We start from the raw sequence: 23,845 nt of genomic DNA, 5'->3' as shown, positions 1-23,845 counted from the left end.
GCCGGTACACACCGGACACGGCCCGCTCTGGAGCACGGTTGATGAGGCTCAGGCCTCGCCGTCCTCCGAGGCGTCTTCCTCGGTGGCGTCCTCGGCGAGTCCGTTCCTCAGGACCGGACCCTCGCCCGGGGCGAGCGTCGACAGAATGCGCTCCAGGTCCTCAAGCGAAGCGAAGTCGACGACGATCTTGCCCTTCTTCTGACCGAGGTCCACTCGTACACGGGTCTCGAACCGGTCGGAGAGACGGGTGGCGAGGTTCGTCAGCGACGGCGAAACCCGAGCACCCGCACGCGGCCCCTTGGACTTCGGGGCGCTCTGCGGCCGCGAACCCATGAGGGTCACGATCTCTTCGACGGCCCGCACCGAGAGGCCCTCGGCGACGATCCGGTGCGCGAGGCGGTCCTGCTCCTCCGAGTCCTCGACGGAGAGCAGAGCGCGAGCGTGCCCCGCGGACAGCACTCCGGCGGCGACCCGGCGCTGAACCGCCGGCGACAGCTTAAGGAGCCGCAGCGTGTTGGAGACCTGCGGACGCGAACGGCCGATACGGTCAGCCAGTTGGTCGTGCGTGCAGTTGAAGTCCTTGAGCAACTGGTCATAGGCCGCGGCCTCTTCCAGCGGGTTCAGCTGCGCACGGTGCAGGTTCTCGAGCAGTGCGTCCAGGAGCAGCTTCTCGTCGTCCGTGGCGCGGACGATCGCGGGGATGCGCTCGAGTCCCGCCTCACGGCAGGCACGCCAGCGCCGCTCGCCCATGATGAGCTCGTAGCTCGAGCTCCCCACCTGCCGCACGACGACGGGCTGGAGAAGCCCGACCTCCTTGATAGAGGTCACGAGTTCGGCGAGGGCGTCCTCGTCGAAGACCTCACGCGGCTGCCTCGGGTTGGGCGTGATGAAGTCGAGCGGCAGCTCGGCGAAGTGCGCGCCGACCGGGCTCTCCGAAGCGACCTCGACCGTCCCCTTCGACGGCTCCTGCGTTTCATGTGAAACGGAGCTCTGCGGGAGCGCCGTCACCTTCGCGGCTGCCACCCCCCGCTCGGCGGTGAGCACCGGTACCGCGGCGGGGGAAGCCGAAGCCCCACCCGCGGCCTGGGCGGCCGACTTCTCCGTCGGGGCCGCAGGGATCAGGGCGCCGAGGCCACGGCCAAGGCCTCTCCGTCGCTCGCTCACTGCAACCCCTCCGTCGTGCTGTGCTGGTCATTCTGAGCGCCCATATGGGCGTGCTGTACGTCGTAGCGAATGCCGACGCCGCGGAGCGCGATCTCCCGGGCCGCCTCGAAGTACGAGAGGGCACCGCTCGATCCCGGATCGTAGGTCAGCACGGTCTGTCCGTAGCTCGGCGCCTCAGAGATACGGACCGAGCGGGGAATGCTCGTCCGCAGCACCTCCTCGCCGAAGTGGTTGCGTACCTCGTCCGCCACCTGCGAGGCGAGCCGGGTCCGGCCGTCGTACATGGTGAGCAGGATGGTCGAGACGTGCAGATGCGGGTTGAGGTGGCCCCGCACCAGGTCGACGTTGCGCAGAAGCTGACCGAGGCCCTCCAGTGCGTAGTACTCGCACTGAATGGGGATCAGGACCTCCGCACCGGCCACCAGGGCGTTGACCGTCAGGAGACCGAGCGACGGCGGGCAGTCGATGAGGATGTAGTCCAGCGGCTGCTCGTACGCCTGGATCGCCCGCTGCAGCCGGCTCTCCCGCGCGACCAGCGACACCAGCTCGATCTCCGCACCGGCGAGATCGATCGTGGCGGGGGCGCAGAACAGACCCTCGACATCAGGCACCGGCTGCACGACCTCGGAGAGCGGCTTGCTCTCCACCAACACGTCGTAGATGGACGGCACTTCGGCGTGGTGGTCGATCCCCAGAGCCGTGGAGGCATTGCCCTGCGGGTCGAGGTCGATGACCAGGACGCGCGCACCGTGCAGAGCGAGCGAAGCGGCGAGATTGACGGTTGTCGTCGTCTTGCCTACTCCGCCCTTCTGGTTGGCGACCACCATGACGCGTGTCTGCTCAGGTCGCGGCAGGCCCTCGCCTGCGCGGCCAAGGGCTTCCACCGCCAGTTGGGCAGCACGACCGATAGGGGTGTCGTCCATCGGGCTCGGTGTTTCACGTGAAACATCCTCCCCCGCCGACTCGGTACGGGGACCGGGGACCGGATCGGTCATCGGTCCCGCGATGTTGGCGTCGGACCGCAAGGATTCACTCTCCTCGACTTCAGGCTCGCAATGAACAGAGCCTCCCATGCTTTGAGGGTCGTGAACCAGCGAGGCCCGGTCTTCTGTGGACGAATCCACCTCTGTGGACAACTCGGTGCCCTTATCGAGGGATCCGAGCGGACGACGGTCGCGAGGTTCAGCAGCGCGGCCGCGACTGATGATGCCATGCAGCAGTGAGCGACGTTTCACGTGAAACACGATGCACGGCAGCCGGGGTGCCGCAGCTGCGACACCCCGGTATGCGTACGTTTGGCAGGTTTTGTGGAGTACGGCTCGTCGTCAGGACGGATCAATTGCGACGTAGCCGCTCGCCTGACGGCAGCATCGCTCAGCGGCGACGCCGGGTCCGTCCCGTGCGTGCCGCCTTGGCCCGCTTGGCGGCGAAACGTACGCCGCCAGGGCTCTCGCCGACCTCGACCCGCACCACGGTGGACAGCGGATCCACCACGCCCTCTCCGACGTGAAGCACCGAGGTGTTCACCGCGCCGAGCTTGCTCAGGGCGGCTCCCGCGGCCTTGACCTCTTCCTCGGCGGTGTCGCCCTTGAGGAGCAGCATCTCTCCGTACGGACGCAGCAAGGGAACGCCCCACGCGGCGAGCCGGTCCAGCGGCGCCACGGCACGCGCCGTGACCACATGGACCGAAGGCAGCTTGCCGAGGACCTCCTCAGCGCGGCCGCGCACGACCGTCACATGATCGAGGCCCAGCAGCTCGACGACTTCGGTGAGGAAGTTCGTCCGCCGCAGCAGCGGCTCAAGGAGCGTGATCTTCAGATCCGGCCGGACGAGGGCCAGCGGAATGCCCGGCAGCCCTGCGCCCGAGCCGACATCGCAGACCGTCACGTTCTCTGGCACGACCTCGGAGAGCACCGCGCAGTTCAGCAGGTGCCGCTCCCACAGCCGGGGCACTTCGCGCGGGCCGATCAGACCGCGCTGCACTCCCGCATCGGCCAGCAACTCCGCGTATCGGACCGCGTCCGAGAAGCGCTCACCGAATACTGCCCGGGCCTGCTCAGGCGCCGGCGGGAGCTCCGCTGCCTCCGTCACGGGGACCGTCCTTCCGTACCGCACTGGGGTGGCTGACTATCAGGCTGACAAAGACCGGCCCCGCCTGCGAACAGACGGGGCCGGGAGAACGACGTGCGATCAGGCAGGAAGCACGACGACGAAGCGCTGCGGCTCCTCGCCCTCCGACTCGCTGCGCAGACCGGCGGCCTTGACCGCATCATGCACGACCTTGCGCTCGAACGGCGTCATCGGCTTGAGGTTCACCGGCTCGCCGGAGCTCTTCACATCGGCCGCCGCCTTGGCGCCCAGCTCGGAGAGCTCCTCGCGCTTCTTGGCGCGGTAGCCCGCGATGTCCAGCATCAGCCGGCTGCGGTCGCCGGTCTCACGGTGCACCGCGAGACGGGTCAGCTCCTGGAGCGCCTCCAGGACCTCACCGTCACGGCCGACGAGCTTCTGCAGATCGCGGCTGTTCGAGTCGCTGATGATCGAGACAGCGGCGCGGTCGGCTTCGACGTCCATGTCGATGTCGCCGTCGAGGTCGGCGATGTCCAGCAGACCCTCGAGGTAGTCCGCAGCGATCTCGCCCTCCTGCTCAAGGCGCGTGAGAGTGTCGCCGGCCTCGGCTTCGGCGGGGGCGGTGGTGCCTTCCGTCACGGATGGACTCCTTCTACTTCTTGGACGGGTGCTTGGGCCGCTGCTGGCCCTTGCGCTGCCCCGACTTGGCTTGGCGTGCGTTACCTGACCCGGACTTGCCGCCCCCGGCCTTGGGCTTGGCATCCTCGGGCTCGTCCTTGGTCTTCTCCAGCGACGTCTTGGCGTCCGAATCCTCGTCCGCGTCGCCCTCCGACTTGGCCGTGCTGTGCGCGGCCGCGGACTGGCGCTGCGACTTGCTCTGGCGCTTGGGCTGCTGCCGCTTGGGAGTACCGCCACCGGCGGCCGGAGCGCCGTCCTCGGTCGCGGTGGCAACCGCGCTCTCGCCCTCGGCCACGGAGCCGTCGGCCTGAGCCGCGAGGCCCGCCTTGGTCAGACCGTTGATGAACTTGCGCTCGAACTCGTTGCGGTCACGGCCCTTGGCAACGATCGCCTTGATGACGTTCGTGTTGCCACGACCCCGCACCTTCTTGTGGTGCGTGACCTGCTTCTGCAGACGCTCGAGGAACGCGGCCTGCGCCTTGGAGCCCGGAGTGGGGTTCCGGCGGATCACGAACATCTGCTGGCCCATGGTCCACACGTTGGTGGTCAGCCAGTAGACGAGGACACCGACCGGGAAGTTGATGCCGAACACGGCGAACATGACCGGGAAGACGTACATCAGCATCTTCTGCTGCTGCATGAACGGCGTCTTGACCGTCGTGTCGACGTTCTTCGTCATCAGCTGGCGCTGGGTGAAGAACTGCGACGCCGACATCAGGATGATCATGATCGCGGTGACGACGCGGACGTCCGTCAGCGAGGCGTTGAGCGAGGCGACCTTGTCGGCGCTGTCGGTGAACTTCGCGGCCAGCGGAGCACCGAAGATGTGCGCCTTACGCGCGCTCTCCAGGAGCCCCTCGTCGATGACACCGATCGTCTTGCCGGTCGCGATGCTGTTGAGCACGTGGTACAGCGCGAAGAAGAACGGCGACTGCGCCAGGATGGGAAGGCACGAGGAGAGCGGGTTGGTACCCGACTCCTTGTACAGCTTCATCATCTCTTCGGACTGGCGCTGCTTGTCGCTCTTGTAGCGCTCCTGGATCTTCTTCATCTCGGGCTGCAGCGTCTGCATCGCCCGAGTCGCCTTGATCTGCTTCACGAAGAGCGGGATCAGACAGATACGGATCAAGATCACCAGGGACACGATGGCCAGGCCCCAGGCCCAGCCCGTGTCGGGACCGAAAATCTTCCCGTACACAGCATGGAACTGGACGATGACCCAGGAAACGGGTGTCGTGATGAAGCTGAACAGACTGGCAATCGTGTCCACTAATCAGGCTCCTTGAGCATGGGACGGGGTCTCGGCGGCCGCGCTCGGGGTCTGGGGGGAGATCTCCCCGGAGGGCACGCCAGCGGCGGAGGGCCCGCCCTTGCGTTCGCGCCACTTGGCGCGCAGCATCTCGTGCCACCGCGGACGCTTGCGCGGCGGGACGTGGTCGACACCACCGAGCGACCACGGATTGCACCGCAGGATGCGCCAGGCAGTGAGCGCCGTTCCCTTGATCGCACCGTGCCGGTCGATGGCCAGGTAGCCGTAGCGGGAGCACGACGGGTAGTACTTGCACACCGGGCCGAGCAGCGGACTGATCGTCCACTGGTACAGCTTGATCAGAGCCAGCAGTGGGTACTTCATCGAGCGCCCCCTCCCAGCAGCCGCTGAAGAGCGGCATCCAGGTCTCGGGCCAGCTGTGCATGGTCGGCGTCGCCCGCACCGGGCAACGCTCGTACGACTACCAGGCTACCGGGGGGCAGCAGAGCCACCCGGTCGCGCATCAGATGACGCAGCCTGCGCTTCACCGCGTTGCGTACGACAGCGCCGCCGACGGCCTTGCTCACGACGAAACCCGCACGCGTCGGGGGAATGCTCTCCCCAGGCACGTGCGGGTCCGTTGCGCCGCTACGCAGATGGACGACGAGAAGCGGGCGTCCGGCCCGGCGTCCTCGGCGTACCGCGGTCGCGAAGTCTTCGCGCCGCCTCAGCCGATGCTCGGTAGGCAGCACGACGTCATGACCTAATGCGATTAGGCGGAAAGGCTGGCGCGACCCTTGCCACGACGGTTCGCGAGGATGGCGCGGCCGGCACGGGTGCGCATCCGCAGGCGGAAGCCGTGGGTCTTGGCGCGACGGCGGTTGTTCGGCTGGAAGGTGCGCTTGCTCACTCGGGGGCTCCAGAAATGATTGTGTGGTGGCGGGACATCGCCTGGCTGTCACCGTGCGCCCACGAGAAGCTCGCGAATACGCACCGAGTGCACCGCTTCACAATCACAGATCGTGATCTTTGCCCATCGGAGGCAGGCGGCAGCAGCCATCGACAACTCGACCTGGTCACGGTACGCGGGGCTACGCCATCCGGTCAAACCGACCGTCAGGGAGAGACACTGTGCACAGCCTGTGGACAACAACTTGAACCGCAGCCGTTGCCCTGACTACCGTGGCCAAACTCCGATTCATTCCCTTCTCCCTGCCGATCCCGATTTCGGTCCCCAGAACCACACCATCGTGGGACCCCGTGAGAGAGCGTGCCCTGTGGCTGACGTACCTGCCGATCTTGCCGCAGTGTGGCCACGAGTGCTGGAACAGCTGCTGGGGGAAGGGCGTGGGCACGGCGTCGAGGCGAAGGACGAGCGCTGGATCAAGCGCTGCCAGCCGCTGGCGCTGGTCGCCGACACCGCACTGCTCGCCGTGCCGAACGAATTCGCCAAGGGCGTGCTCGAGGGACGGCTCGCCCCCATCGTCAGTGAATCGCTGAGCCGCGAGTGCGGCCGTCCGATCCGCATCGCCATCACCGTCGACGACTCGGTGGGCGAACCGGTGGGCCCTTCCGCGCCCCCCGCCCAGCAACAGCCCGGCCAGCAGCCCCAGCAGCAGCGTTACGAAGAGCCCGAGCCGCACCAGGGCTCCGGTCAGGGACACGACGCGTACGAGGGCTACGGCCGCCGCAGCCAGGACGAGCACCCCCAGGGCTCGCGGCCCGACCAGCTGCCGACCGCCCGGCCCGCGTACCCGGACTATCAGCGCCCCGCGCCCGGCGCCTGGCCGCAGCCGTCGCAGCAGCAGGACGACTACGGCTGGCAGCAGCCCCGGCTCGGCTTCCCCGACCGCGATCCCTACGCGACGCCGGTCCAGCAGCCGCAGCACGACTACCGGACGCAGCCGCCGCAGAGCCACTCCCCGTACGAACAGCACCGCCCCGATCGGCAGGACCAGCAGGACCGCCACGACCGGCGTGAGCGGCACGAACTCTCCGAGCCGTCGTCCGCGCCCGGCTCCGGCGGCCCGTCCGGTCACCGCGGCGGCGGCCACAGCAACGGTCACGGTGTGCACGGCGGCGCCCCCGGCCCGCTGGCCGCACAGCCGGCCCCCGCGTCGGCTCCCGGCGAGCCCACCGCGCGCCTCAACCCGAAGTACCTCTTCGACACCTTCGTCATCGGTGCCTCGAACCGCTTCGCGCACGCGGCCGCGGTCGCCGTCGCCGAAGCACCCGCCAAGGCCTACAACCCCCTCTTCATCTATGGGGAGTCGGGACTTGGCAAAACGCATCTTCTGCACGCGATCGGGCACTACGCCCGCAGCCTCTACCCCGGCACGCGCGTGCGGTACGTGAGCTCCGAGGAGTTCACCAACGAGTTCATCAACTCCATCCGCGACGGCAAGGGCGACACCTTCCGCAAGCGCTACCGCGAGATGGACATCCTGCTCGTCGACGACATCCAGTTCCTCGCGAGCAAGGAGTCGACGCAGGAGGAGTTCTTCCACACCTTCAATACGCTCCACAACGCGAACAAGCAGATCGTGCTCTCCAGCGACCGGCCGCCCAAGCAACTGGTGACCCTGGAGGACCGGCTGCGCAACCGCTTCGAGTGGGGACTGATCACCGACGTCCAGCCGCCGGAGCTGGAGACGCGTATCGCCATCCTTCGTAAGAAGGCGGTGCAGGAGCAGCTCAACGCTCCTCCGGAGGTCCTTGAGTTCATCGCGTCCCGCATCTCACGCAACATCCGTGAGCTCGAGGGCGCGCTGATCCGGGTCACGGCCTTCGCCTCGCTCAATCGACAGCCTGTGGACCTCGGTCTGACGGAGATCGTCCTCAAGGATCTGATCCCAGGGGGCGAGGACGCCTCTCCGGAGATCACCGCGCCGGCCATCATGGCGGCGACCGCCGACTACTTCGGCCTGACGGTGGACGACCTCTGCGGATCCTCGCGCAGCCGCGTCCTGGTGACGGCACGCCAGATCGCGATGTACCTCTGCCGCGAGCTGACGGACCTCTCGCTTCCCAAGATCGGTGCGCAGTTCGGCGGCCGCGACCACACGACCGTGATGCACGCCGACCGCAAGATCCGCGCGCTGATGGCCGAGCGGCGCTCCATCTACAACCAGGTCACCGAGCTCACCAACCGCATCAAGAACGGCTGACAGAGGGCCGACAGAGGACGGACAGAGGTCTGACAGACGCTCTCAGCGCCGCTGAGACACGCCTCCCGAAGGGCGCTCCGGAACGATTCCGGGGCGCCCTTCGCCGTTGTCCGCAGCCTGTGCACGCGCGCGTGGACCCCGTCGGGGCACGCGCGCTGTTCGATTTCCGCTGCTGAGAGGCCTGTTCTCCACAGATCTGCGGTCTTCTTCTCCTCCACACCCTGGGGACCGGGAAGTTGTCCAGATGCTGTCCACAGGGGAACCTGCTGAGGGATCATCAAGCCAGGTCAGGTGGTTGTGGATTCGTGGACGAAGACTCTCCACAGGGTGTGGATGAAAATCTCGTCCACAGGGTGTGCATGACGTTGTCCACCGGCCGCCCACAGGCACGGGCCGGTTGTCCCCAGCTTTCCCCAGCTTCTCCACACCGCTGTCCACTGTTCGGCAACGCAACGCGCCCTGTCACCGTGCCGAGTGAAAGGCGTCACACCAAGGGGGTCGGTTGGCCTGTGGGGAAGGTGGGTAAAGCTGGGGACAGGGCTGGGGAGAAGTACCCCTTGCCTGTGCATCGGGTGTGTGTAACTTCCGCCCGTCCACAGAAACCCCCGGTTGTCCACCGGTCCCGCCCACAGGCGCAGTGGATAAAAAACCGGTTCTGACCTGCGCATTCGCGGTTATCCACGGTTTCCACAGGCCCTACTACTACTCCCACTTGGAGTCACCGGGGAATTCGCTTGGAAGGGGGGCCTGTGCACAACTTGCTCTCCGGACCTCCGGCGCCGCTCGTCACGACTTGACCCCGACGGGCACCCACTGTCAGTGCGGTGCGTCAGACTGGTCCCCAGTGCCAGCAACAGCAGGAGGGCGGCTAAGTGAAGATCCGGGTGGAACGCGACGTACTCGCGGAGGCGGTGGCGTGGGCGGCGCGCAGCCTCCCGGCCCGGCCACCGGCACCTGTCCTCGCGGGCCTGCTGCTGAAGGCCGAGGAAGGCGCACTGAGCCTTTCCAGCTTCGACTACGAGGTCTCGGCTCGGGTGTCCGTCGACGCCGAGGTCGACGAGGAGGGCACGGTCCTCGTCTCCGGCCGACTGCTCGCCGACATCTGCCGCGCCCTGCCCAACCGTCCGGTGGAGATCTCCACAGACGGTGTGCGGGCGACGGTGGTCTGTGGCTCCTCGCGATTCACACTCCACACGCTTCCTGTGGAGGAGTACCCCGCGCTGCCGCAGATGCCGACCGCCACGGGCACCGTCCCTGGTGAGGTCTTCGCCGCCGCCGCGAACCAGGTGGCGATCGCGGCCGGTCGCGACGACACGCTTCCGGTGCTGACCGGCGTACGCATCGAGATCGAGGGCGACACGGTCACCCTGGCCTCGACCGACCGCTACCGCTTCGCGGTCCGCGAGTTCCTGTGGAAGCCGGAGGACCCCGAGGCGTCCGCGGTCGCCCTGGTGCCCGCCAAGACGCTCCAGGACACCGCCAAGGCGCTCACCAGCGGTGACACGGTCACGCTCGCGCTGTCGGGCTCCGGTGCCGGTGAGGGTCTGATCGGTTTCGAGGGTGCCGGGCGGCGCACGACGACGCGGCTGCTCGAAGGTGACCTGCCGAAGTACCGCACGCTGTTCCCGACGGAGTTCAACTCGATCGCCGTCATCGAGACCGCCCCCTTCGTGGAGGCCGTCAAGCGCGTGGCCCTGGTGGCCGAGCGGAACACCCCGGTGCGGCTCAGCTTCGAGCAGGGCGTGCTGATCCTCGAGGCCGGTTCCAGCGACGACGCACAGGCTGTGGAGAGGGTCGACGCCCAGCTCGACGGGGACGACATCTCGATCGCCTTCAACCCGACGTTCCTGCTCGACGGCCTGAGCGCGATCGACTCCCCGGTCGCCCAGCTGTCGTTCACGACGTCGACGAAGCCCGCGCTCCTGAGCGGCAAGCCGGCCCTGGATGCCGAGGCCGACGAGGCGTACAAGTACCTGATCATGCCTGTACGTCTGAGCGGCTGAGCCCACAGGTGTGAGCGAGGGTCCGGGCGTAGGCTCGGACGCGGGTACGAAGGTGCCTCCACGCCACATCGCTACTTAAGGAACCACTGATGGAGCTCGGTCTCGTCGGCCTCGGCAAGATGGGCGGCAACATGCGCGAGCGCATCCGCCGCGCAGGCCACACCGTCATCGGATACGACCGCAACCCGGACGTCGCGGATGTCCACAGCCTCGAAGAGCTTGTGGGCAAGCTCAAGGGCCCGCGGGTCGTGTGGGTGATGGTCCCGGCAGGGGCCGCGACCCAGTCCACCGTCGACGAGCTGGCCGAGCTGCTGCAGCCCGGCGACGTCGTCGTGGACGGCGGCAACTCCCGCTGGACGGACGACGAGAAGCACGCCGAGGAGCTCGCGGCCAAGGGCATCGGCTTTGTCGACTGCGGTGTCTCCGGCGGCGTCTGGGGCCTGGAGAACGGCTACGCGCTGATGTACGGCGGCGACGCCGAGAACATCGCGAAGGTCCAGCCGATCTTCGACGCCCTCAAGCCCGAGGGTGACTTCGGCTCGGTCCACGCGGGCAAGGTCGGCGCCGGCCACTTCTCCAAGATGGTTCACAACGGCATCGAGTACGCGATGATGCAGGCCTACGCCGAGGGCTGGGAGCTCCTGGAGAAGGTCGACTCCGTCACGGACGTCCGTGAGGTCTTCCGCTCCTGGCAGGAGGGCACGGTCATCCGTTCCTGGCTGCTCGACCTCGCGGTCAACGCCCTGGACGACGACGAGCACCTGGACAAGCTGCGCGGCTTCGCGCAGGACTCCGGAGAGGGCCGCTGGACCGTGGAGGCGGCGATCGACAACGCCGTGCCGCTGCCCGCGATCACCGCGTCCCTCTTCGCGCGCTTCGCCTCGCGTCAGGACGACTCGCCGCAGATGAAGATGATCGCGGCGCTGCGCAACCAGTTCGGCGGCCACGCGGTCGAGAAGAAGTAATCCACAGCCTGTGCGCCGAGCACAGGCTTGCCGGGGGAGGTCGGCGCCAACCATGCACGTCACGCATCTGTCGCTGGCCGACTTCCGCTCGTACGCCCGGGTCGAGGTCCCTCTCGATCCGGGCGTCACCGCGTTCGTGGGGCCCAATGGCCAGGGCAAGACGAACCTCGTCGAGGCGGTCGGCTATCTCGCCACGCTCGGCAGCCACCGGGTCTCGTCGGACGCGCCGCTGGTGCGCATGGGTGCCGAGCGCGCCGTCATCAGGGCCGCGGTCCGGCAGGGCGAGCGGCAGCAGCTCGTCGAGCTCGAACTCAATCCGGGCAAGGCGAACCGCGCCCGGATCAACAGGTCCTCGCAGGTCAGACCGCGCGACGTGCTGGGGATCGTCCGTACGGTGCTGTTCGCGCCGGAGGACCTTGCGCTGATCAAGGGCGACCCCGGTGAGCGTCGGCGGTTCCTCGATGAGCTGATCACGGCGCGCTCCCCGCGCATGGCGGGCGTGCGGTCCGACTACGACCGCGTACTGAAGCAGCGCAACACCCTCCTGAAGTCGGCGGCCCTCGCGCGGCGGCACGGCGGGCGCTCCATGGACCTGTCGACGCTCGACGTCTGGGACCAGCACCTCGCGCGCGTCGGCGCCGAGCTGCTCGCACAGCGGCTCGACCTGATCGCCACGCTGCAGCCGCTGACCGACAAGGCGTACGAGCAGCTGGCACCCGGCGGCGGCCCCGTCGCGCTGGAGTACAAGCCGTCGGCGCCGGGCGAGGGCCACACTCGCGACGCGCTGTACGAGCAGCTGATCGCCGCCCTCGAAGAGGTCCGCAAGCAGGAGATCGAGCGGGGCGTGACGCTGGTCGGCCCGCACCGCGACGACCTCCTCCTGAAGCTGGGCCAGCTTCCGGCCAAGGGGTACGCGAGCCACGGTGAGTCCTGGTCGTATGCCCTCGCGCTGCGCCTGGCCTCCTACGACCTGCTGCGGGCCGAAGGCAACGAGCCGGTGCTCGTCCTGGACGACGTCTTCGCCGAGCTCGACGCGCGCCGCAGGGAGCGGCTCGCCGAGCTGGTGGCGCCGGGCGAGCAGGTTCTGGTCACGGCCGCGGTGGACGACGACGTACCGGGCGTGCTGGTCGGCACGCGGTACACGGTGTCGGACGGCGCGGTGGAGCGCGCGTGAGCGCCGAAGAGCCCGCCAAGGGCACCCCCAAGGACGCACCGCAGGACACGCCGAAGACGCCCGAACCCTCCGGCGTCGACCTCGCCCGGGTCGCCCTCCGTGCCGCCAAGGAGCAGGCACGCGCGCGTGGCGACGCCGCGCAGCAGAAGAAGCAGGCCCGGCGCGGTGGACTGCGTTCCGGCGCGCGCGCCGACGGCCGCGACCCGCTGCCGCTCGGTTCCGCGATCAACCGTCTGATCACCGAGCGCGGCTGGGAGACGCCGGCCGCGGTCGGCGGCGTGATGGGCCGCTGGCCGCAGATCGTCGGCGACGATCTGGCCAAGCACTGCGTCCCCCAGCGGTACGACGAGAACGAGCGGGTCCTGACCGTGCAGTGCGACTCCACGGCCTGGGCGACGAACCTGCGTCTCCTGGCCCCGCAGCTGGTCGCGCGCCTCAACGAGGACCTGGGCCACGGCACCGTACGCCTCATCAAAGTGCTCGGTCCCGGTGGCCCCGCACGCCGCTTCGGACCCCTGCGCGCCCCGGGCAGCACGGGCCCCGGAGACACCTACGGCTGAGGCCGCTTCCGGTGGTAGCTCGGGGTTGACACCCCGAAGCGCTGAGTGCCGCTGTGAGCCTCTTAGAGCCCCGGGCCGCATATGGGGAGTCGGTCGAGGCCGGTTCAGGACGGCACATGCGGACTCAGGTACCGGCAAACCCCCATCACTGTCGGCGCTACCGGTAGACTGGAAGCTAATCCCGCCCCACTTGTGGGACGCACCGAGCAACGCTGACTATCGCTGAACGACGCAGCCGCTCCGGCCACCGCCGGGTGCTTGGCTTGTGCTGTGCCAGAAAGGGCGCTTCGTGGCCGATTCCGGCAACCCCAACGAGAACATCCCGTCCACCGAGGCCCTGGCAGGAACCGCCGAGGCCTCAGCCACGGCGTACGACGCCAGCGCGATTACCGTCCTCGAGGGTCTGGACGCGGTCCGCAAGCGACCTGGCATGTACATCGGCTCGACCGGTGAGCGTGGCCTGCACCACCTGGTGCAGGAGGTCGTCGACAACTCCGTCGACGAGGCCCTGGCCGGTCACGCGGACACGATCGACGTCACGATCCTCGCCGACGGCGGCGTGCGCGTCATCGACAACGGCCGAGGCATCCCGGTCGGCATGCACCCCGTGGAGAAGAAGCCGGCCGTCGAGGTCGTGCTCACTGTGCTCCACGCGGGCGGCAAGTTCGGGGGCGGCGGCTACGCGGTCTCCGGTGGTCTGCACGGCGTCGGTGTCTCCGTGGTGAACGCGCTGTCCACCAAGCTCTCCGTCGAGATCAAGACGGACGGCTACCGCTGGACGCAGGACTACAAGAGCGGCGCCCCGACCGCACCGCTCGAGCGGCACGAAGCCACTCAGGAGACTGGCACCTCGGTCACCTTCTGGGCCGACGGCGACATCTTCGAGACCACCGTGTACTCCTTCGAGACGCTGGCACGGCGCTTCCAGGAGATGGCGTTCCTCAACAAGGGTTTGACGATCAAACTCACTGATGAGCGCGAGTCGGCGAAGGCGACGGCGGGTGCGGACTCGGCCGAGGCGACCGACGACGAGGCCGTCGAGGCCCGCACGGTCACGTACCACTACGAAGGCGGCATCGTCGACTTCGTGAAGTACCTCAACTCCCGCAAGGGCGAGGTCATTCACCCGACCGTCATCGACGTCGAGGCCGAGGACAAGGAGCGCATGCTCTCGGCCGAGATCGCGATGCAGTGGAACTCGCAGTACACCGAGGGCGTGTACTCCTTCGCGAACACGATCCACACGCACGAGGGCGGTACGCACGAAGAGGGCTTCAGGGCCGCGCTGACGGGTCTGGTCAACCGCTACGCGCGCGACAAGAAGCTGCTCCGCGAGAAGGACGACAACCTCACGGGTGAGGACATCCGCGAGGGTCTGACCGCGATCATCTCGGTGAAGCTGGGCGAGCCCCAGTTCGAGGGCCAGACGAAGACCAAGCTGGGCAACACGGAGGCGAAGACCTTCGTCCAGAAGGTCGTCCACGAGCACCTCACGGACTGGTTCGACCGCAATCCGAACGAGGCCGCGGACATCATCCGCAAGGGCATCCAGGCCGCCACGGCCCGTGTCGCCGCCCGCAAGGCGCGCGACCTGACTCGCCGCAAGGGCCTCCTGGAGTCGGCTTCCCTCCCCGGCAAGCTCAGCGACTGCCAGTCGAACGACCCGACGAAGTGCGAGATCTTCATCGTCGAGGGTGACTCCGCCGGTGGTTCGGCGAAGTCCGGCCGTGACCCGATGTACCAGGCGATCCTGCCCATCCGAGGCAAGATCCTGAACGTCGAGAAGGCGCGGATCGACAAGATCCTGCACAACCAGGAAGTCCAGGCCCTCATCTCGGCCTTCGGCACGGGCGTGCACGAGGACTTCGACATCGAGAAGCTCCGCTACCACAAGATCATCTTGATGGCGGACGCCGACGTCGACGGTCAGCACATCAACACGCTGCTCCTGACGTTCCTGTTCCGCTTCATGCGACCGCTCGTCGAGTCCGGGCACGTGTACCTCTCGCGGCCGCCGCTCTACAAGATCAAGTGGTCCCGTGACGACTTCCAGTACGCGTACTCGGACCGCGAGCGCGACGCCCTGATCGAGCTCGGCCGGCAGGCCGGCAAGCGCGTCAGGGACGACTCGGTCCAGCGCTTCAAGGGCCTCGGTGAGATGAACGCCGAGGAGCTGCGCGTCACGACCATGGACCAGGAGCACCGCGTGCTCGGCCAGGTGACTCTGGACGACGCGGCACAGGCCGACGACCTCTTCTCGGTGCTGATGGGCGAGGACGTCGAGGCACGGCGCTCGTTCATCCAGCGCAATGCCAAGGACGTTCGCTTCCTCGACATCTGAGTCGGCCCGTACAAGCCGCACCTCGAAAGGACTTTGACCAGCAATGGCCGACGAGAACACCCCGAAGCCCGAAGTGATCATCGAAGAGGAACCGATCGTTCCTGGCGTGGGCATGCGTGTCGAGCCCGTCGGGCTCGAGACGGAGATGCAGCGCTCGTATCTCGACTACGCGATGTCCGTCATCGTGTCCCGCGCGCTGCCGGACGTACGCGACGGTCTGAAGCCCGTCCACCGCCGCGTCCTGTACGCGATGTACGACGGCGGCTACCGCCCCGAGAAGGGCTTCTACAAGTGCGCCCGCGTCGTCGGCGACGTCATGGGTACGTACCACCCGCACGGCGACTCCTCCATCTACGACGCCCTGGTGCGCCTCGCCCAGCCGTGGTCGATGCGGATGCCGCTGGTGGACTCCAACGGCAACTTCGGCTCTCCGGGCAACGACCCGGCGGCCGCCATGCGCTACACCGAGTGCAAGATGGCGCCGCTGGCCATGGAGATGGTCCGTGACATCGACGAGGACACCGTCGACTTCACGGACAACTACGACGGCCGCAACCAGGAGCCGACGGTCCTGCCGGCGCGCTTCCCGAACCTGCTGATCAACGGCTCGGCGGGCATCGCGGTCGGCATGGCCACCAACATCCCGCCGCACAACCTCCGCGAGGTCGCGGCGGGCGCGCAGTGGGCGCTCGAGCACCCCGAGGCCTCGCACGAGGAGCTGCTCGACGCTCTTATCGAGCGCATCAAGGGCCCCGATTTCCCGACCGGCGCACTGGTAGTGGGCCGCAAGGGCATCGAGGAGGCGTACCGCACGGGCCGTGGCTCCATCACGATGCGCGCGGTCGTCGCGGTCGAGGAGATCCAGAACCGCCAGTGCCTGGTGGTCACCGAACTCCCGTACCAGACCAACCCCGACAACCTCGCGCAGAAGATCGCCGACCTGGTGAAGGACGGCAAGGTCGGCGGCATCGCCGACGTCCGCGACGAGTCGTCGTCGCGCACCGGCCAGCGCCTCGTCATCGTCCTGAAGCGGGACGCGGTCGCCAAGGTCGTCCTGAACAACCTCTACAAGCACACCGACCTGCAGTCGAACTTCAGCGCCAACATGCTGGCCCTGGTCGACGGTGTGCCGCGCACCCTCTCGCTGGACGCGTTCATCCGGCACTGGGTCACGCACCAGGTCGAGGTCATCGTCCGGCGTACGAAGTTCCGGCTGCGCAAGGCCGAGGAGCGGGCGCACATCCTGCGCGGCCTGCTCAAGGCCCTGGACGCCATCGACGAGGTCATCGCGCTCATCCGCGGCAGCCAGACCGTCGACATCGCGCGCGAGGGCCTGATGGGCCTGCTCTCGATCGACGAGATCCAGGCCAACGCCATCCTCGAGATGCAGCTGCGCCGGCTCGCCGCCCTGGAGCGCCAGAAGATCGTCGCCGAGCACGACGAACTCCAGGCGAAGATCAACGAGTACAACGCGATCCTGGCCTCGCCCGAGAAGCAGCGCCAGATCATCAGCGACGAGCTCGCGGCGATCGTCGACAAGTTCGGCGAGGATCGCCGGTCGGCGCTCGTGCCCTTCGACGGCGACATGTCCATGGAGGACCTGATCGCCGAAGAGGACATCGTCGTCACGATCACGCGCGGCGGCTACGTCAAGCGCACCAAGACGGACGACTACCGCTCGCAGAAGCGCGGCGGCAAGGGCGTGCGCGGCACGAAGCTCAAGGAAGACGACATCGTCGACCACTTCTTCGTGTCGACGACGCACCACTGGCTGCTGTTCTTCACCAACAAGGGCCGGGTGTACCGGGCGAAGGCGTACGAACTGCCGGACGCCGGACGCGACGCCCGTGGCCAGCACGTCGCGAACCTGCTCGCTTTCCAGCCGGACGAGCAGATCGCCGAGATCCTGGCGATCCGTGACTACGAGGCGGCGCCTTACCTGGTCCTCGCCACAAAGGGCGGCCTCGTAAAGAAGACGTCGCTCAAGGACTACGACTCGCCTCGCTCCGGTGGTGTCATCGCCATCAACCTCCGTGAGACGGACGACGGTTCGGACGACGAACTGATCGGGGCCGAGCTCGTGTCGGCCGAGGACGATCTTTTGCTGATCAGCAAGAAGGCTCAATCGATCAGGTTCACCGCAACGGACGATGCGCTGCGTCCCATGGGCCGTGCGACCTCGGGCGTCAAGGGAATGAGTTTCCGCGACGGCGACCAGCTCCTCTCGATGAATGTCGTCAGGCCCGGTACGTTCGTGTTCACCGCAACCGACGGTGGGTACGCGAAGCGCACCAACGTCGACGAGTACCGCGTCCAGGGTCGCGGTGGCCTCGGCATCAAGGCCGCCAAGATCGTGGAGGACCGCGGCGAACTCGTGGGCGCGCTGGTGACGGAGGAGACCGACGAGATCCTCGCCATCACCCTGGGCGGCGGTGTGATTCGTACGCGAGTCAACGAGGTCAGGGAGACGGGCCGTGACACCATGGGCGTCCAACTGATCAACCTGGGCAAGCGCGATGCCGTGGTCGGTATCGCTCGTAATGCCGAGGCCGGGCGCGAGGCGGAGGAAGTCGACGGCGACATCGTCGACGAATCGGCCGACGGCGAGCCGGCCGTCGGTACGGACGAGGGCACGGAGTCCACGGCCGAGTAGCGCAAGGAGAGAGTCATCGTGAGTGGAGCCACGGGCGCCGGAGCAAGTGGAACCGGCTCAGCCGGTACAGACGGTGTCCGTGGCTCCGCCACTGATTCTCACGACTCCGACGAGTCTCATGGATCCCAGGGGGGAACGGTGACGGACACCCGAGGGCCGCAGCCCGCTCAGTCCGCGCAGTACGACGGTGCGTACGCGGCCGGGGCGCAGGGAGCGGCGGGTGCGCTGCCCGGGGAGCGCCAGCCCCAGCAGCAGGCCTCCCAGCCGTACCACCCGCCGCAGGCGTACCAGCAGGGGTCTCAGACGGGTTCGGTGCGCAGGCCGCGCACCGGGGCGCGCACGACGCCGCGTACGCGCAAGGCGCGGCTGCGGGTGGCCAAGGCCGACCCGTGGTCGGTGATGAAGGTCAGCTTCCTGCTCTCCATCGCGCTCGGCATCTGCACGATCGTCGCGGCCGCCGTGCTGTGGATGGTCATGGACGCCATGGGCGTCTTCTCGACGGTGGGCGGCACGATCTCCGAGGCGACGGGCTCGAACGAGTCCAACGGCTTCGACCTGCAGTCCTTCCTGTCCCTGCCGCGCGTGCTGATGTTCACGACGATCATCGCGGTCATCGACGTCGTCCTGGCCACGGCCCTCGCGACGCTCGGCGCGTTCATCTACAACCTCTCCGCGGGCTTTGTGGGCGGCGTCGAGCTGACGCTCGCCGAGGACGAGTAGCCCCTCGGATCCGCCGTTCCCGGGCCCCGGAGCTATCGATTTTGGGACTGGCCCGGACGTGCGCTAATCTTCAGAGGTCAGCGCGCGGGACACACCGCAGCGCGGCGGGGCTATAGCTCAGTTGGTTAGAGCGCATCCCTGATAAGGATGAGGCCACAGGTTCAAATCCTGTTAGCCCCACAGACACGAAGACCCCCCACCCGGTTCGGGGGGGGGGGGTTTGGGTCCCGGTGGGCGTGTGTGCCGAAAACACCAAAAGCCGAACCAACCCGCCACCGGGTGCCGTAGGAGCTGTCGGGGTTCGGGGGCGGCGTTCTCGGGGGCTTCGGAGTACCGGTGTCCGACGCGGACGCGAAGACCCCCGGCTGAAACCAGCCGGGGGTCTTTGGTGAGGGGCTGTGGCTGCCGTGGGGGTTACGGCTCCGCGGCCAGGTCGCGTGGTTGGGCGTCGGTCTCGCGGTCCGTCTCGGTGTCGTTCGTGGGCAGGTGCCTGCAGCCGGGGGATGCTCCGTGTGCCTCGGCGCGGATGCGCTGTTTCATCGTGGGCGGCAAGGACCGTTCGTACTGGAGTCGCCAGTAGGCCGCCAGCGGTGAGGGGAGGGCCGTGGCGGTCTCGCAGGATTCCATGGCCTGCTGTGCCGGCGTCGTGGCCGCCGTGGCCGTCGTGGTGAATCCCAGCGCGGCGAAGAGCGCGAGGAAGGCGGTGATGAGGGTGGTCCACAGCTTCATGGCCTTGGTGCTGGTCACGGCGTCTCACTTTCGGGTTGGGCGATTTGCGTACTTTCCTCATGATGTGTATGTGGGGTCGAGAGTGGTGGACCGACGCTCGTGGCGCGTCGATGTTCTGATGAACACCACCCGGATGGCCGAAAAGGCCCCGGGAGGGGCCCGGGAGGGGCCTGAAATGGGGCCGCGAGCGGTGAATGTCACAGTGGGGCGGAGGGGCGGCCGGAGCGGCGGGGTCCGTTTCTACTGCTGTGTCCGGTGCGGCAGTTGGGGTGGATCCAGGTCACCGATCGGTATCGATCGGTGTGTATAGTCGGGCTCCAGAGGTCCCTTACGTCAAGAAAGACGAGGTCGCGCGGTGAAGAAGCTTCTCCTGGTCGCACTGGCCGCCATCGGCGGGCTCCTCGTGTACCGCCAGATCCAGGCGGATCGCGCCGAGCAGGATCTGTGGACGGAGGCGACTGACTCCGTGCCCACGGGTTCGTGAGTATCGACAACAGTCTCTTCACGAGGCCCCGGTCGCTGATGCGGCCGGGGCCTTGTGCTGTCCGGTTCCTGTGGGGGCGGGGTCCCGCAGGGGATTGATTTGCGTATGCAAGCTTGTTCCTTGCGTCAGCAAAGATTGTCGGGGCTGCGCGCGGGCATGAGTCGCCGGGACGACTGGGTCTCCGGGGAGGGGTGGCATCCAATGGGGCGGCTGGGCAGAGGCCGGGCGACGCTGGCCGCGGGAGCGGCGCTGTGCGCAGTGGCGGCACTGCCGGGACAGGCCGCGGCGGCGGGGGCGCCAGGGCCGTACGCCTACGCCGACGAGGCCGTGGCGGTCGACGGGGCGACGAGCAGTACGGGCAGTGCGGAACTGACGCCCGGATCGACGTACAAGAGCGCCATCACACGCGGGGGCAAGCTCTACTACCGGCTCGAACTCGACGCCGCACAAAGCGTGTACGTCTCGGCCACCGCTGTTCCGGGGCCCGGATCCAAGGTCGCCTACGGGGACGGCATCGAGGTGTCCCTGCAGGACGCGGACGGCAATGACTGCGACTCCGGAGACGCGCGTTTCGGTACGTCGCAGAGCCCACGGCCCGTCACTGCCTGGGCGGTGCGGACGATCGGCCCCGATGAGAACCGGTGCAAGCCGGCGGGCACGTACTACGTAGTGGTCGAGCGGAACAGCGATCCCGGATCCTCGGGGGAGAGCTGGGGCACGGAGCTGAGCGTCGTATCCGAGCCGGGGCTGGCCAAGGGTGCTCCCACGACGCCGCCCGAGTCCTGGAATTCCGCCGCGCCCGTGCCGCCGGGCGGTGAGCGTGAACGGCGTGCGGGCGGCACGAGCTTCAACGACGCCCGGGCGCTGCGGACGGGGGCCTGGGGCGACCGGATCAAGCCGGGGCAGACGCTCTTCTACCGCGTGCCTGTGGACTGGGGGCAGCAGGTCTCCGCCAGTGCCGAGCTGGGCAGTTCGAGCGGGGGCGGGGACGAGTACGTGACGTCGGCGCTCGTCATGTCGCTGTCCAATCCCGTACGCGCCAAGGTCGACGACGTGGACACGGCGTACGACGGCAAGCAGAAGTCCACCGCGCTGGACGCGCTGGCTCCTGTCGCGTACGAGAACCGCTATTCGCCCATCGACGACGTGGCCGGGATGCGGTTCGCCGGCTGGTACTACCTCTCGGTCCATCTCAACCCGCGGGTCGCCGGGCAGTTCGGCAAGGATCCGCTGGATCTGACGCTGCGGGTGAGCGTCGAGGGTGCGGCCAAGGCGGGGCCCGCGTACGCCGGATCGGCGCGGCCCGCGGACGAGTTCAGCGTCTCCGGCCAGGACGAGGAGGCCGCGGCTAGCGGCAGGACGGCTGCTGGGGACGAGGCTGGGGACGCGGCGGGGGGCGGCGACGGAATGAAGCTGGTCGCCGCCGGGGGATTCGGCGGCGGTGCCGTGCTGCTCGCCGTGCTCGGCGTGTGGACGCTGGTCGCTCGGCGGCGGGCCACTGCTTCATCCGCGGGGGCGGGTGCGTCGGCTGGGACGCCTTCGCAGTACGGGCCGCCACCGGCTTGGTAGTTGGGGCTGTGAGAGCGCTGCGGCGGGCTGGAGGGGGCGGGGCCTGAGCGTGGCGCCGAGCCCGGCGTACATCAGATCTGGGTCAGGGCCCAGATGCCCACCGCGAAGCACGCCAGCGCGGCGAGCAGCATCGGGATCGCCACCTTTGCGGGCGGTCCCGGCCGCCGCTGCGGAACTGGTCGGCTCTGGAGCGGAACCTGCGGGACGTGAGCGGTGTATGGATGAGTAGGGGTGTAAGTCCCGTGCACGGCGGACGCCATGGCCCGTGAGGGGTCTTGAGCCGCAGCAGCCTGGTGGGGGGAGGGATCGTGCGTGAGCTGATGTGGGGGCGCCTGCGGCGGCTGTGCCGCGTACTGGGGCCGGCTTTGCGAGGGGTGTGGCTGCTGTCCCTGCTGCTGTCCCTGTGGCGTCAGCCGCTGCCCCTGCGATGCCGGTTGCTGTCCCAGCGGCACGTGCTGCGCCGCCGGGGTCGGTGCGGCTGTCGGCGGCGGTGGTGTGGGATCGAAAGGCGGTGGTGTGAGGTCGAACGGTGGTGGCGTCGGCTCGAATGGCGGCGGCGTGGGGGCCGACGGCGGTGGCGTCGGGGCATCGGGCGGCGGGGGCAGGTGGAAGCCTCCGCTCGCCGAGGAGCTGCCCGTATCCGGCAAAGGAGGGTGCGGGGGCGGTACGGGGGTCGGGGCGAGGCCCAGTTGTGGCCCGGCGCTGCGGGCCTGCGTGAGCGGGCCGTTCGGGCCGAACCCCAGGGGGAGCGGGCCCAGTTGGTCGAAGACCTCCACCAGCTCGTCGTCGGGCCCCGGCTCGGGAAGCAGCTCGATGGCCGAGGCCAACGCCTTGCGCGCACCGGTGGCCGTGCGGAACCGCGCCTGCGGATCCGGCTGCAGCAGCATGGCGACGACCTGCCACAGCGGCTCAGGGACGCCCTGCGGGGCCCCTGGCGTGCCGTGCGCGGCAAAGTGCTCGATCAGCGCCTTGGAGTCCGGCCTGGCCCCCTCGAGGAGATACAGCGCCACGAGGCCGACGGCGAAGAGATCGGCGGTGAAGTCCGGCTCGGCACCCATCATCTGCTCGGGCGCGAAGTAACCGGGCGTGCCCACCACATAGTTGGTCTCGGTCAGCCGTGGCTCGCCCAGGCGCATCGAGATGCCGAAGTCGGAGAGCCGCAGATGCGGACGCCCAACTCCGGTGGCCTCGAGCAGGATGTTGGCCGGCTTGATGTCACGGTGCACGACCCCCTCGGCGTGCACGGCGGCAAGGCCTGCGAGCAGCTGGTCGAGCAGCGTGCAGGACAGGTGTGGCGGCAGCGGGCCGTAGTCCCCGACCAGATGGGCCAGCGAGCCGCCGGCGACCAGGGCCATGGTGAACAGGACCTTGTCGTCGTCGGCGGCCCAGCTGGCGGGCGCGAGCACATGGGGGTGGTCGATCCGGAGCGCCTGTTCCCGCACGAAGCGCAACAGCGTGTGCGCGTCGCTCTGTTGCAGGACTTTGGCGGCCACATATCTGCGCCGCCGGTGGTCCCAGGCGCGCCAGACCGCGCCGGCTCCCCCACGTCCGATCGGGTCGACCAGTTCGTACCGGCCGGCGAAGACCTCACCCATGGTCGCGCATCGCTCCCCCTCCGGGCCGCCCGGTGGCCCGGCCGACGGCTCAGCTCTGGTGCGCCTCGTAGTGGGCGACCGCGTCCGCGGTGCGTCCGGCGCCGTACACCCGGAGGAACTCTGCCAGTTCCGGGTGGGTCGGGGCGAGGGCGTCCGCGGCATCGATGATGTCGCCGGCCGCCGCCACCGAACGCAGCAGCGACTGGATCTCGCGCACCACGCGCTTGACCGTGGGAGCGCCCGAACTCGCCGTCGACTGGGAGGTGTTGGTCAGTACGGAGCCGCCCTGGGACTTCTTGATCTCGTCCATGCGGTCGGTCGCCTCCGCGGCGCTGACGCTGCCGTCGGCGACCTGGCCCGCGAGCTCCTGGAGGAGCTGGACGCGCTGGACGACCGCGGGGTTGCCGATCTTGGCGCGCTGACCGCTCATCAGCTGGGACAGCATGGGCGCCGACAGACCGAGGACGCCGGCGAGGCGCGCCTGGTTGAGGCCCAGATCATCGATGAGACGGCGGAAGAGCGCCCCCAGCGGCTCTCCGTACCAGTTCCGCTGGAGCTCCCGAGCTCTCGCGGTTGTCTCTTGTTGTGCGGCGTCCATTGCGTCTCCCCATCGCTTCCCCAAAAAACCGTGGGTCGCTGCCGCCAACCACGCCCAACCTCGTAAGGAGCGTGGTCGTTAACCCGGACCCCCCAACCTATTGCGAGATACGGGGGGTGACCCGGTACT

21 protein-coding genes and 1 tRNA gene are annotated in these 23,845 nt (G+C 68.4%); 11 read left to right on the top strand and 11 right to left on the bottom strand.

Translation table 11 applies throughout. From position 1 onward, the window contains the following. Positions 1 to 48 precede the first annotated feature (48 nt). From ACFWY6_RS26965 to rpmH, 8 genes are all read right to left on the bottom strand, one after another. The gene (locus tag ACFWY6_RS26965) at positions 49 to 1,164 is read right to left on the bottom strand and encodes a ParB/RepB/Spo0J family partition protein (RefSeq protein ID WP_384695299.1); all 1,116 of its coding nucleotides are present in this window, start codon (positions 1,162 to 1,164) and stop codon (positions 49 to 51) included. Then, positions 1,161 to 2,237, bottom strand: coding sequence for a ParA family protein (locus ACFWY6_RS26960; RefSeq protein WP_266864468.1), 1,077 nt, complete (start codon positions 2,235 to 2,237; stop codon positions 1,161 to 1,163). Before ACFWY6_RS26960 ends, ACFWY6_RS26965 begins: the two co-directional genes overlap by 4 nt. A gap of 301 nt (positions 2,238 to 2,538) precedes the next feature. Beyond that, positions 2,539 to 3,255, bottom strand: coding sequence for a 16S rRNA (guanine(527)-N(7))-methyltransferase RsmG (gene rsmG, locus ACFWY6_RS26955; protein WP_135332062.1), 717 nt, complete (start codon positions 3,253 to 3,255; stop codon positions 2,539 to 2,541). 99 nt (positions 3,256 to 3,354) lie between these two features. Beyond that, positions 3,355 to 3,870, bottom strand: coding sequence for a protein jag (locus tag ACFWY6_RS26950; protein WP_384695295.1), 516 nt, complete (start codon positions 3,868 to 3,870; stop codon positions 3,355 to 3,357). Positions 3,871 to 3,883: 13 nt separating this feature from the next. Further along, the gene (yidC, locus tag ACFWY6_RS26945) at positions 3,884 to 5,179 is read right to left on the bottom strand and encodes a membrane protein insertase YidC (protein ID WP_384695293.1); all 1,296 of its coding nucleotides are present in this window, start codon (positions 5,177 to 5,179) and stop codon (positions 3,884 to 3,886) included. 3 nt (positions 5,180 to 5,182) lie between these two features. Continuing rightward, positions 5,183 to 5,542: a membrane protein insertion efficiency factor YidD gene (gene yidD / locus ACFWY6_RS26940; RefSeq protein ID WP_384695290.1), complete on the bottom strand. Its 360-nt coding sequence runs from the start codon at positions 5,540 to 5,542 to the stop codon at positions 5,183 to 5,185. Beyond that, positions 5,539 to 5,910: a ribonuclease P protein component gene (rnpA, locus tag ACFWY6_RS26935; RefSeq protein ID WP_266864461.1), complete on the bottom strand. Its 372-nt coding sequence runs from the start codon at positions 5,908 to 5,910 to the stop codon at positions 5,539 to 5,541. The genes yidD and rnpA overlap by 4 nt, the downstream gene beginning before the upstream one ends. A 20-nt stretch (positions 5,911 to 5,930) precedes the next feature. Next, a complete protein-coding gene (gene rpmH, locus ACFWY6_RS26930; protein ID WP_006381191.1) occupies positions 5,931 to 6,068 on the bottom strand; it encodes a 50S ribosomal protein L34 in 138 nt (45 codons plus the stop codon). Positions 6,069 to 6,435: 367 nt separating this feature from the next. Here rpmH and dnaA point away from each other — a divergent pair, with 367 nt between their 5' ends. The 9 genes from dnaA to ACFWY6_RS26885 all read left to right on the top strand — a co-directional run bounded on the left by dnaA (position 6,436) and on the right by ACFWY6_RS26885 (position 18,921). Then, entirely contained in the window at positions 6,436 to 8,325 is a 1,890-nt protein-coding gene (dnaA, locus tag ACFWY6_RS26925; RefSeq protein ID WP_384695286.1) for a chromosomal replication initiator protein DnaA, read from the top strand. A gap of 872 nt (positions 8,326 to 9,197) precedes the next feature. Further along, positions 9,198 to 10,328, top strand: a complete 1,131-nt coding sequence (gene dnaN / locus ACFWY6_RS26920) for a DNA polymerase III subunit beta (RefSeq protein ID WP_135332056.1) — start codon at positions 9,198 to 9,200, stop codon at positions 10,326 to 10,328. 89 nt (positions 10,329 to 10,417) lie between these two features. Then, complete coding sequence (gnd, locus tag ACFWY6_RS26915; protein WP_384695283.1) at positions 10,418 to 11,293, top strand: phosphogluconate dehydrogenase (NAD(+)-dependent, decarboxylating); 876 nt, start codon at positions 10,418 to 10,420, stop codon at positions 11,291 to 11,293. A gap of 52 nt (positions 11,294 to 11,345) precedes the next feature. Next, the gene (gene recF / locus ACFWY6_RS26910; protein ID WP_361814927.1) at positions 11,346 to 12,467 is read left to right on the top strand and encodes a DNA replication/repair protein RecF; all 1,122 of its coding nucleotides are present in this window, start codon (positions 11,346 to 11,348) and stop codon (positions 12,465 to 12,467) included. After that, the gene (locus ACFWY6_RS26905; protein WP_266864452.1) at positions 12,464 to 13,027 is read left to right on the top strand and encodes a DUF721 domain-containing protein; all 564 of its coding nucleotides are present in this window, start codon (positions 12,464 to 12,466) and stop codon (positions 13,025 to 13,027) included. Before recF ends, ACFWY6_RS26905 begins: the two co-directional genes overlap by 4 nt. 319 nt (positions 13,028 to 13,346) lie before the next feature. After that, complete coding sequence (gene gyrB, locus ACFWY6_RS26900; protein ID WP_384695302.1) at positions 13,347 to 15,368, top strand: DNA topoisomerase (ATP-hydrolyzing) subunit B; 2,022 nt, start codon at positions 13,347 to 13,349, stop codon at positions 15,366 to 15,368. A 43-nt stretch (positions 15,369 to 15,411) separates the two neighbouring features. After that, entirely contained in the window at positions 15,412 to 18,021 is a 2,610-nt protein-coding gene (gene gyrA / locus ACFWY6_RS26895; RefSeq protein WP_384695278.1) for a DNA gyrase subunit A, read from the top strand. Positions 18,022 to 18,039: 18 nt separating this feature from the next. Next, entirely contained in the window at positions 18,040 to 18,741 is a 702-nt protein-coding gene (locus ACFWY6_RS26890; RefSeq protein ID WP_266864448.1) for a DUF3566 domain-containing protein, read from the top strand. A 106-nt stretch (positions 18,742 to 18,847) separates the two neighbouring features. Beyond that, positions 18,848 to 18,921 (top strand) — tRNA-Ile (locus ACFWY6_RS26885). A gap of 234 nt (positions 18,922 to 19,155) precedes the next feature. Here the strand turns inward: ACFWY6_RS26885 and ACFWY6_RS26880 are convergent. After that, positions 19,156 to 19,488, bottom strand: a complete 333-nt coding sequence (locus ACFWY6_RS26880) for a DUF6344 domain-containing protein (RefSeq protein ID WP_384695275.1) — start codon at positions 19,486 to 19,488, stop codon at positions 19,156 to 19,158. 337 nt (positions 19,489 to 19,825) lie between these two features. On the opposite strand from ACFWY6_RS26880, the gene ACFWY6_RS26875 reads away from it, so the two are divergent. Further along, positions 19,826 to 19,954, top strand: coding sequence for a DLW-39 family protein (locus tag ACFWY6_RS26875; protein ID WP_003999697.1), 129 nt, complete (start codon positions 19,826 to 19,828; stop codon positions 19,952 to 19,954). A 201-nt stretch (positions 19,955 to 20,155) separates the two neighbouring features. Next, positions 20,156 to 21,523 carry a hypothetical protein gene (locus ACFWY6_RS26870; RefSeq protein ID WP_384695272.1) on the top strand — a complete coding sequence of 456 codons (1,368 nt, stop codon included), beginning with the start codon at positions 20,156 to 20,158 and terminating at the stop codon, positions 21,521 to 21,523. Between the two features lie 71 nt (positions 21,524 to 21,594). On the opposite strand, the gene ACFWY6_RS26865 is transcribed toward ACFWY6_RS26870, so the two are convergent. Both ACFWY6_RS26865 and ACFWY6_RS26860 read right to left on the bottom strand, forming a co-directional pair. Next, a complete protein-coding gene (locus ACFWY6_RS26865) occupies positions 21,595 to 23,118 on the bottom strand; it encodes a protein kinase (RefSeq protein ID WP_384695269.1) in 1,524 nt (507 codons plus the stop codon). 49 nt (positions 23,119 to 23,167) lie between these two features. Further along, positions 23,168 to 23,716, bottom strand: a complete 549-nt coding sequence (locus tag ACFWY6_RS26860; RefSeq protein ID WP_384695266.1) for a helix-turn-helix domain-containing protein — start codon at positions 23,714 to 23,716, stop codon at positions 23,168 to 23,170. Positions 23,717 to 23,845: the final 129 nt, after the last annotated feature.

This window comes from Streptomyces sp. NPDC059037, from assembly GCF_042740015.1.
Taxonomy (GTDB): domain Bacteria; phylum Actinomycetota; class Actinomycetes; order Streptomycetales; family Streptomycetaceae; genus Streptomyces.
The sequence above is the reverse complement of the archived record's forward strand: the minus strand, read 5'-3'. Positions and strand labels throughout refer to the sequence as shown.

Excerpts from the sequence above, each read along its gene's own strand:
- ACFWY6_RS26960 (WP_266864468.1), bottom strand. The coding sequence starts at position 2,237 with ATGGGAGGCTCTGTTCATTGCGAGCCTGAAGTCGAGGAGAGTGAATCC.
- yidD (WP_384695290.1), bottom strand. The coding sequence starts at position 5,542 with ATGAAGTACCCACTGCTGGCTCTGATCAAGCTGTACCAGTGGACGATC.
- gnd (WP_384695283.1), top strand. The coding sequence starts at position 10,418 with ATGGAGCTCGGTCTCGTCGGCCTCGGCAAGATGGGCGGCAACATGCGC.
- recF (WP_361814927.1), top strand. The coding sequence starts at position 11,346 with ATGCACGTCACGCATCTGTCGCTGGCCGACTTCCGCTCGTACGCCCGG.
- gyrA (WP_384695278.1), top strand. The coding sequence starts at position 15,412 with ATGGCCGACGAGAACACCCCGAAGCCCGAAGTGATCATCGAAGAGGAA.
- ACFWY6_RS26870 (WP_384695272.1), top strand. The coding sequence starts at position 20,156 with ATGGGGCGGCTGGGCAGAGGCCGGGCGACGCTGGCCGCGGGAGCGGCG.
- ACFWY6_RS26865 (WP_384695269.1), bottom strand. The coding sequence starts at position 23,118 with ATGGGTGAGGTCTTCGCCGGCCGGTACGAACTGGTCGACCCGATCGGA.
- ACFWY6_RS26860 (WP_384695266.1), bottom strand. The coding sequence starts at position 23,716 with ATGGACGCCGCACAACAAGAGACAACCGCGAGAGCTCGGGAGCTCCAG.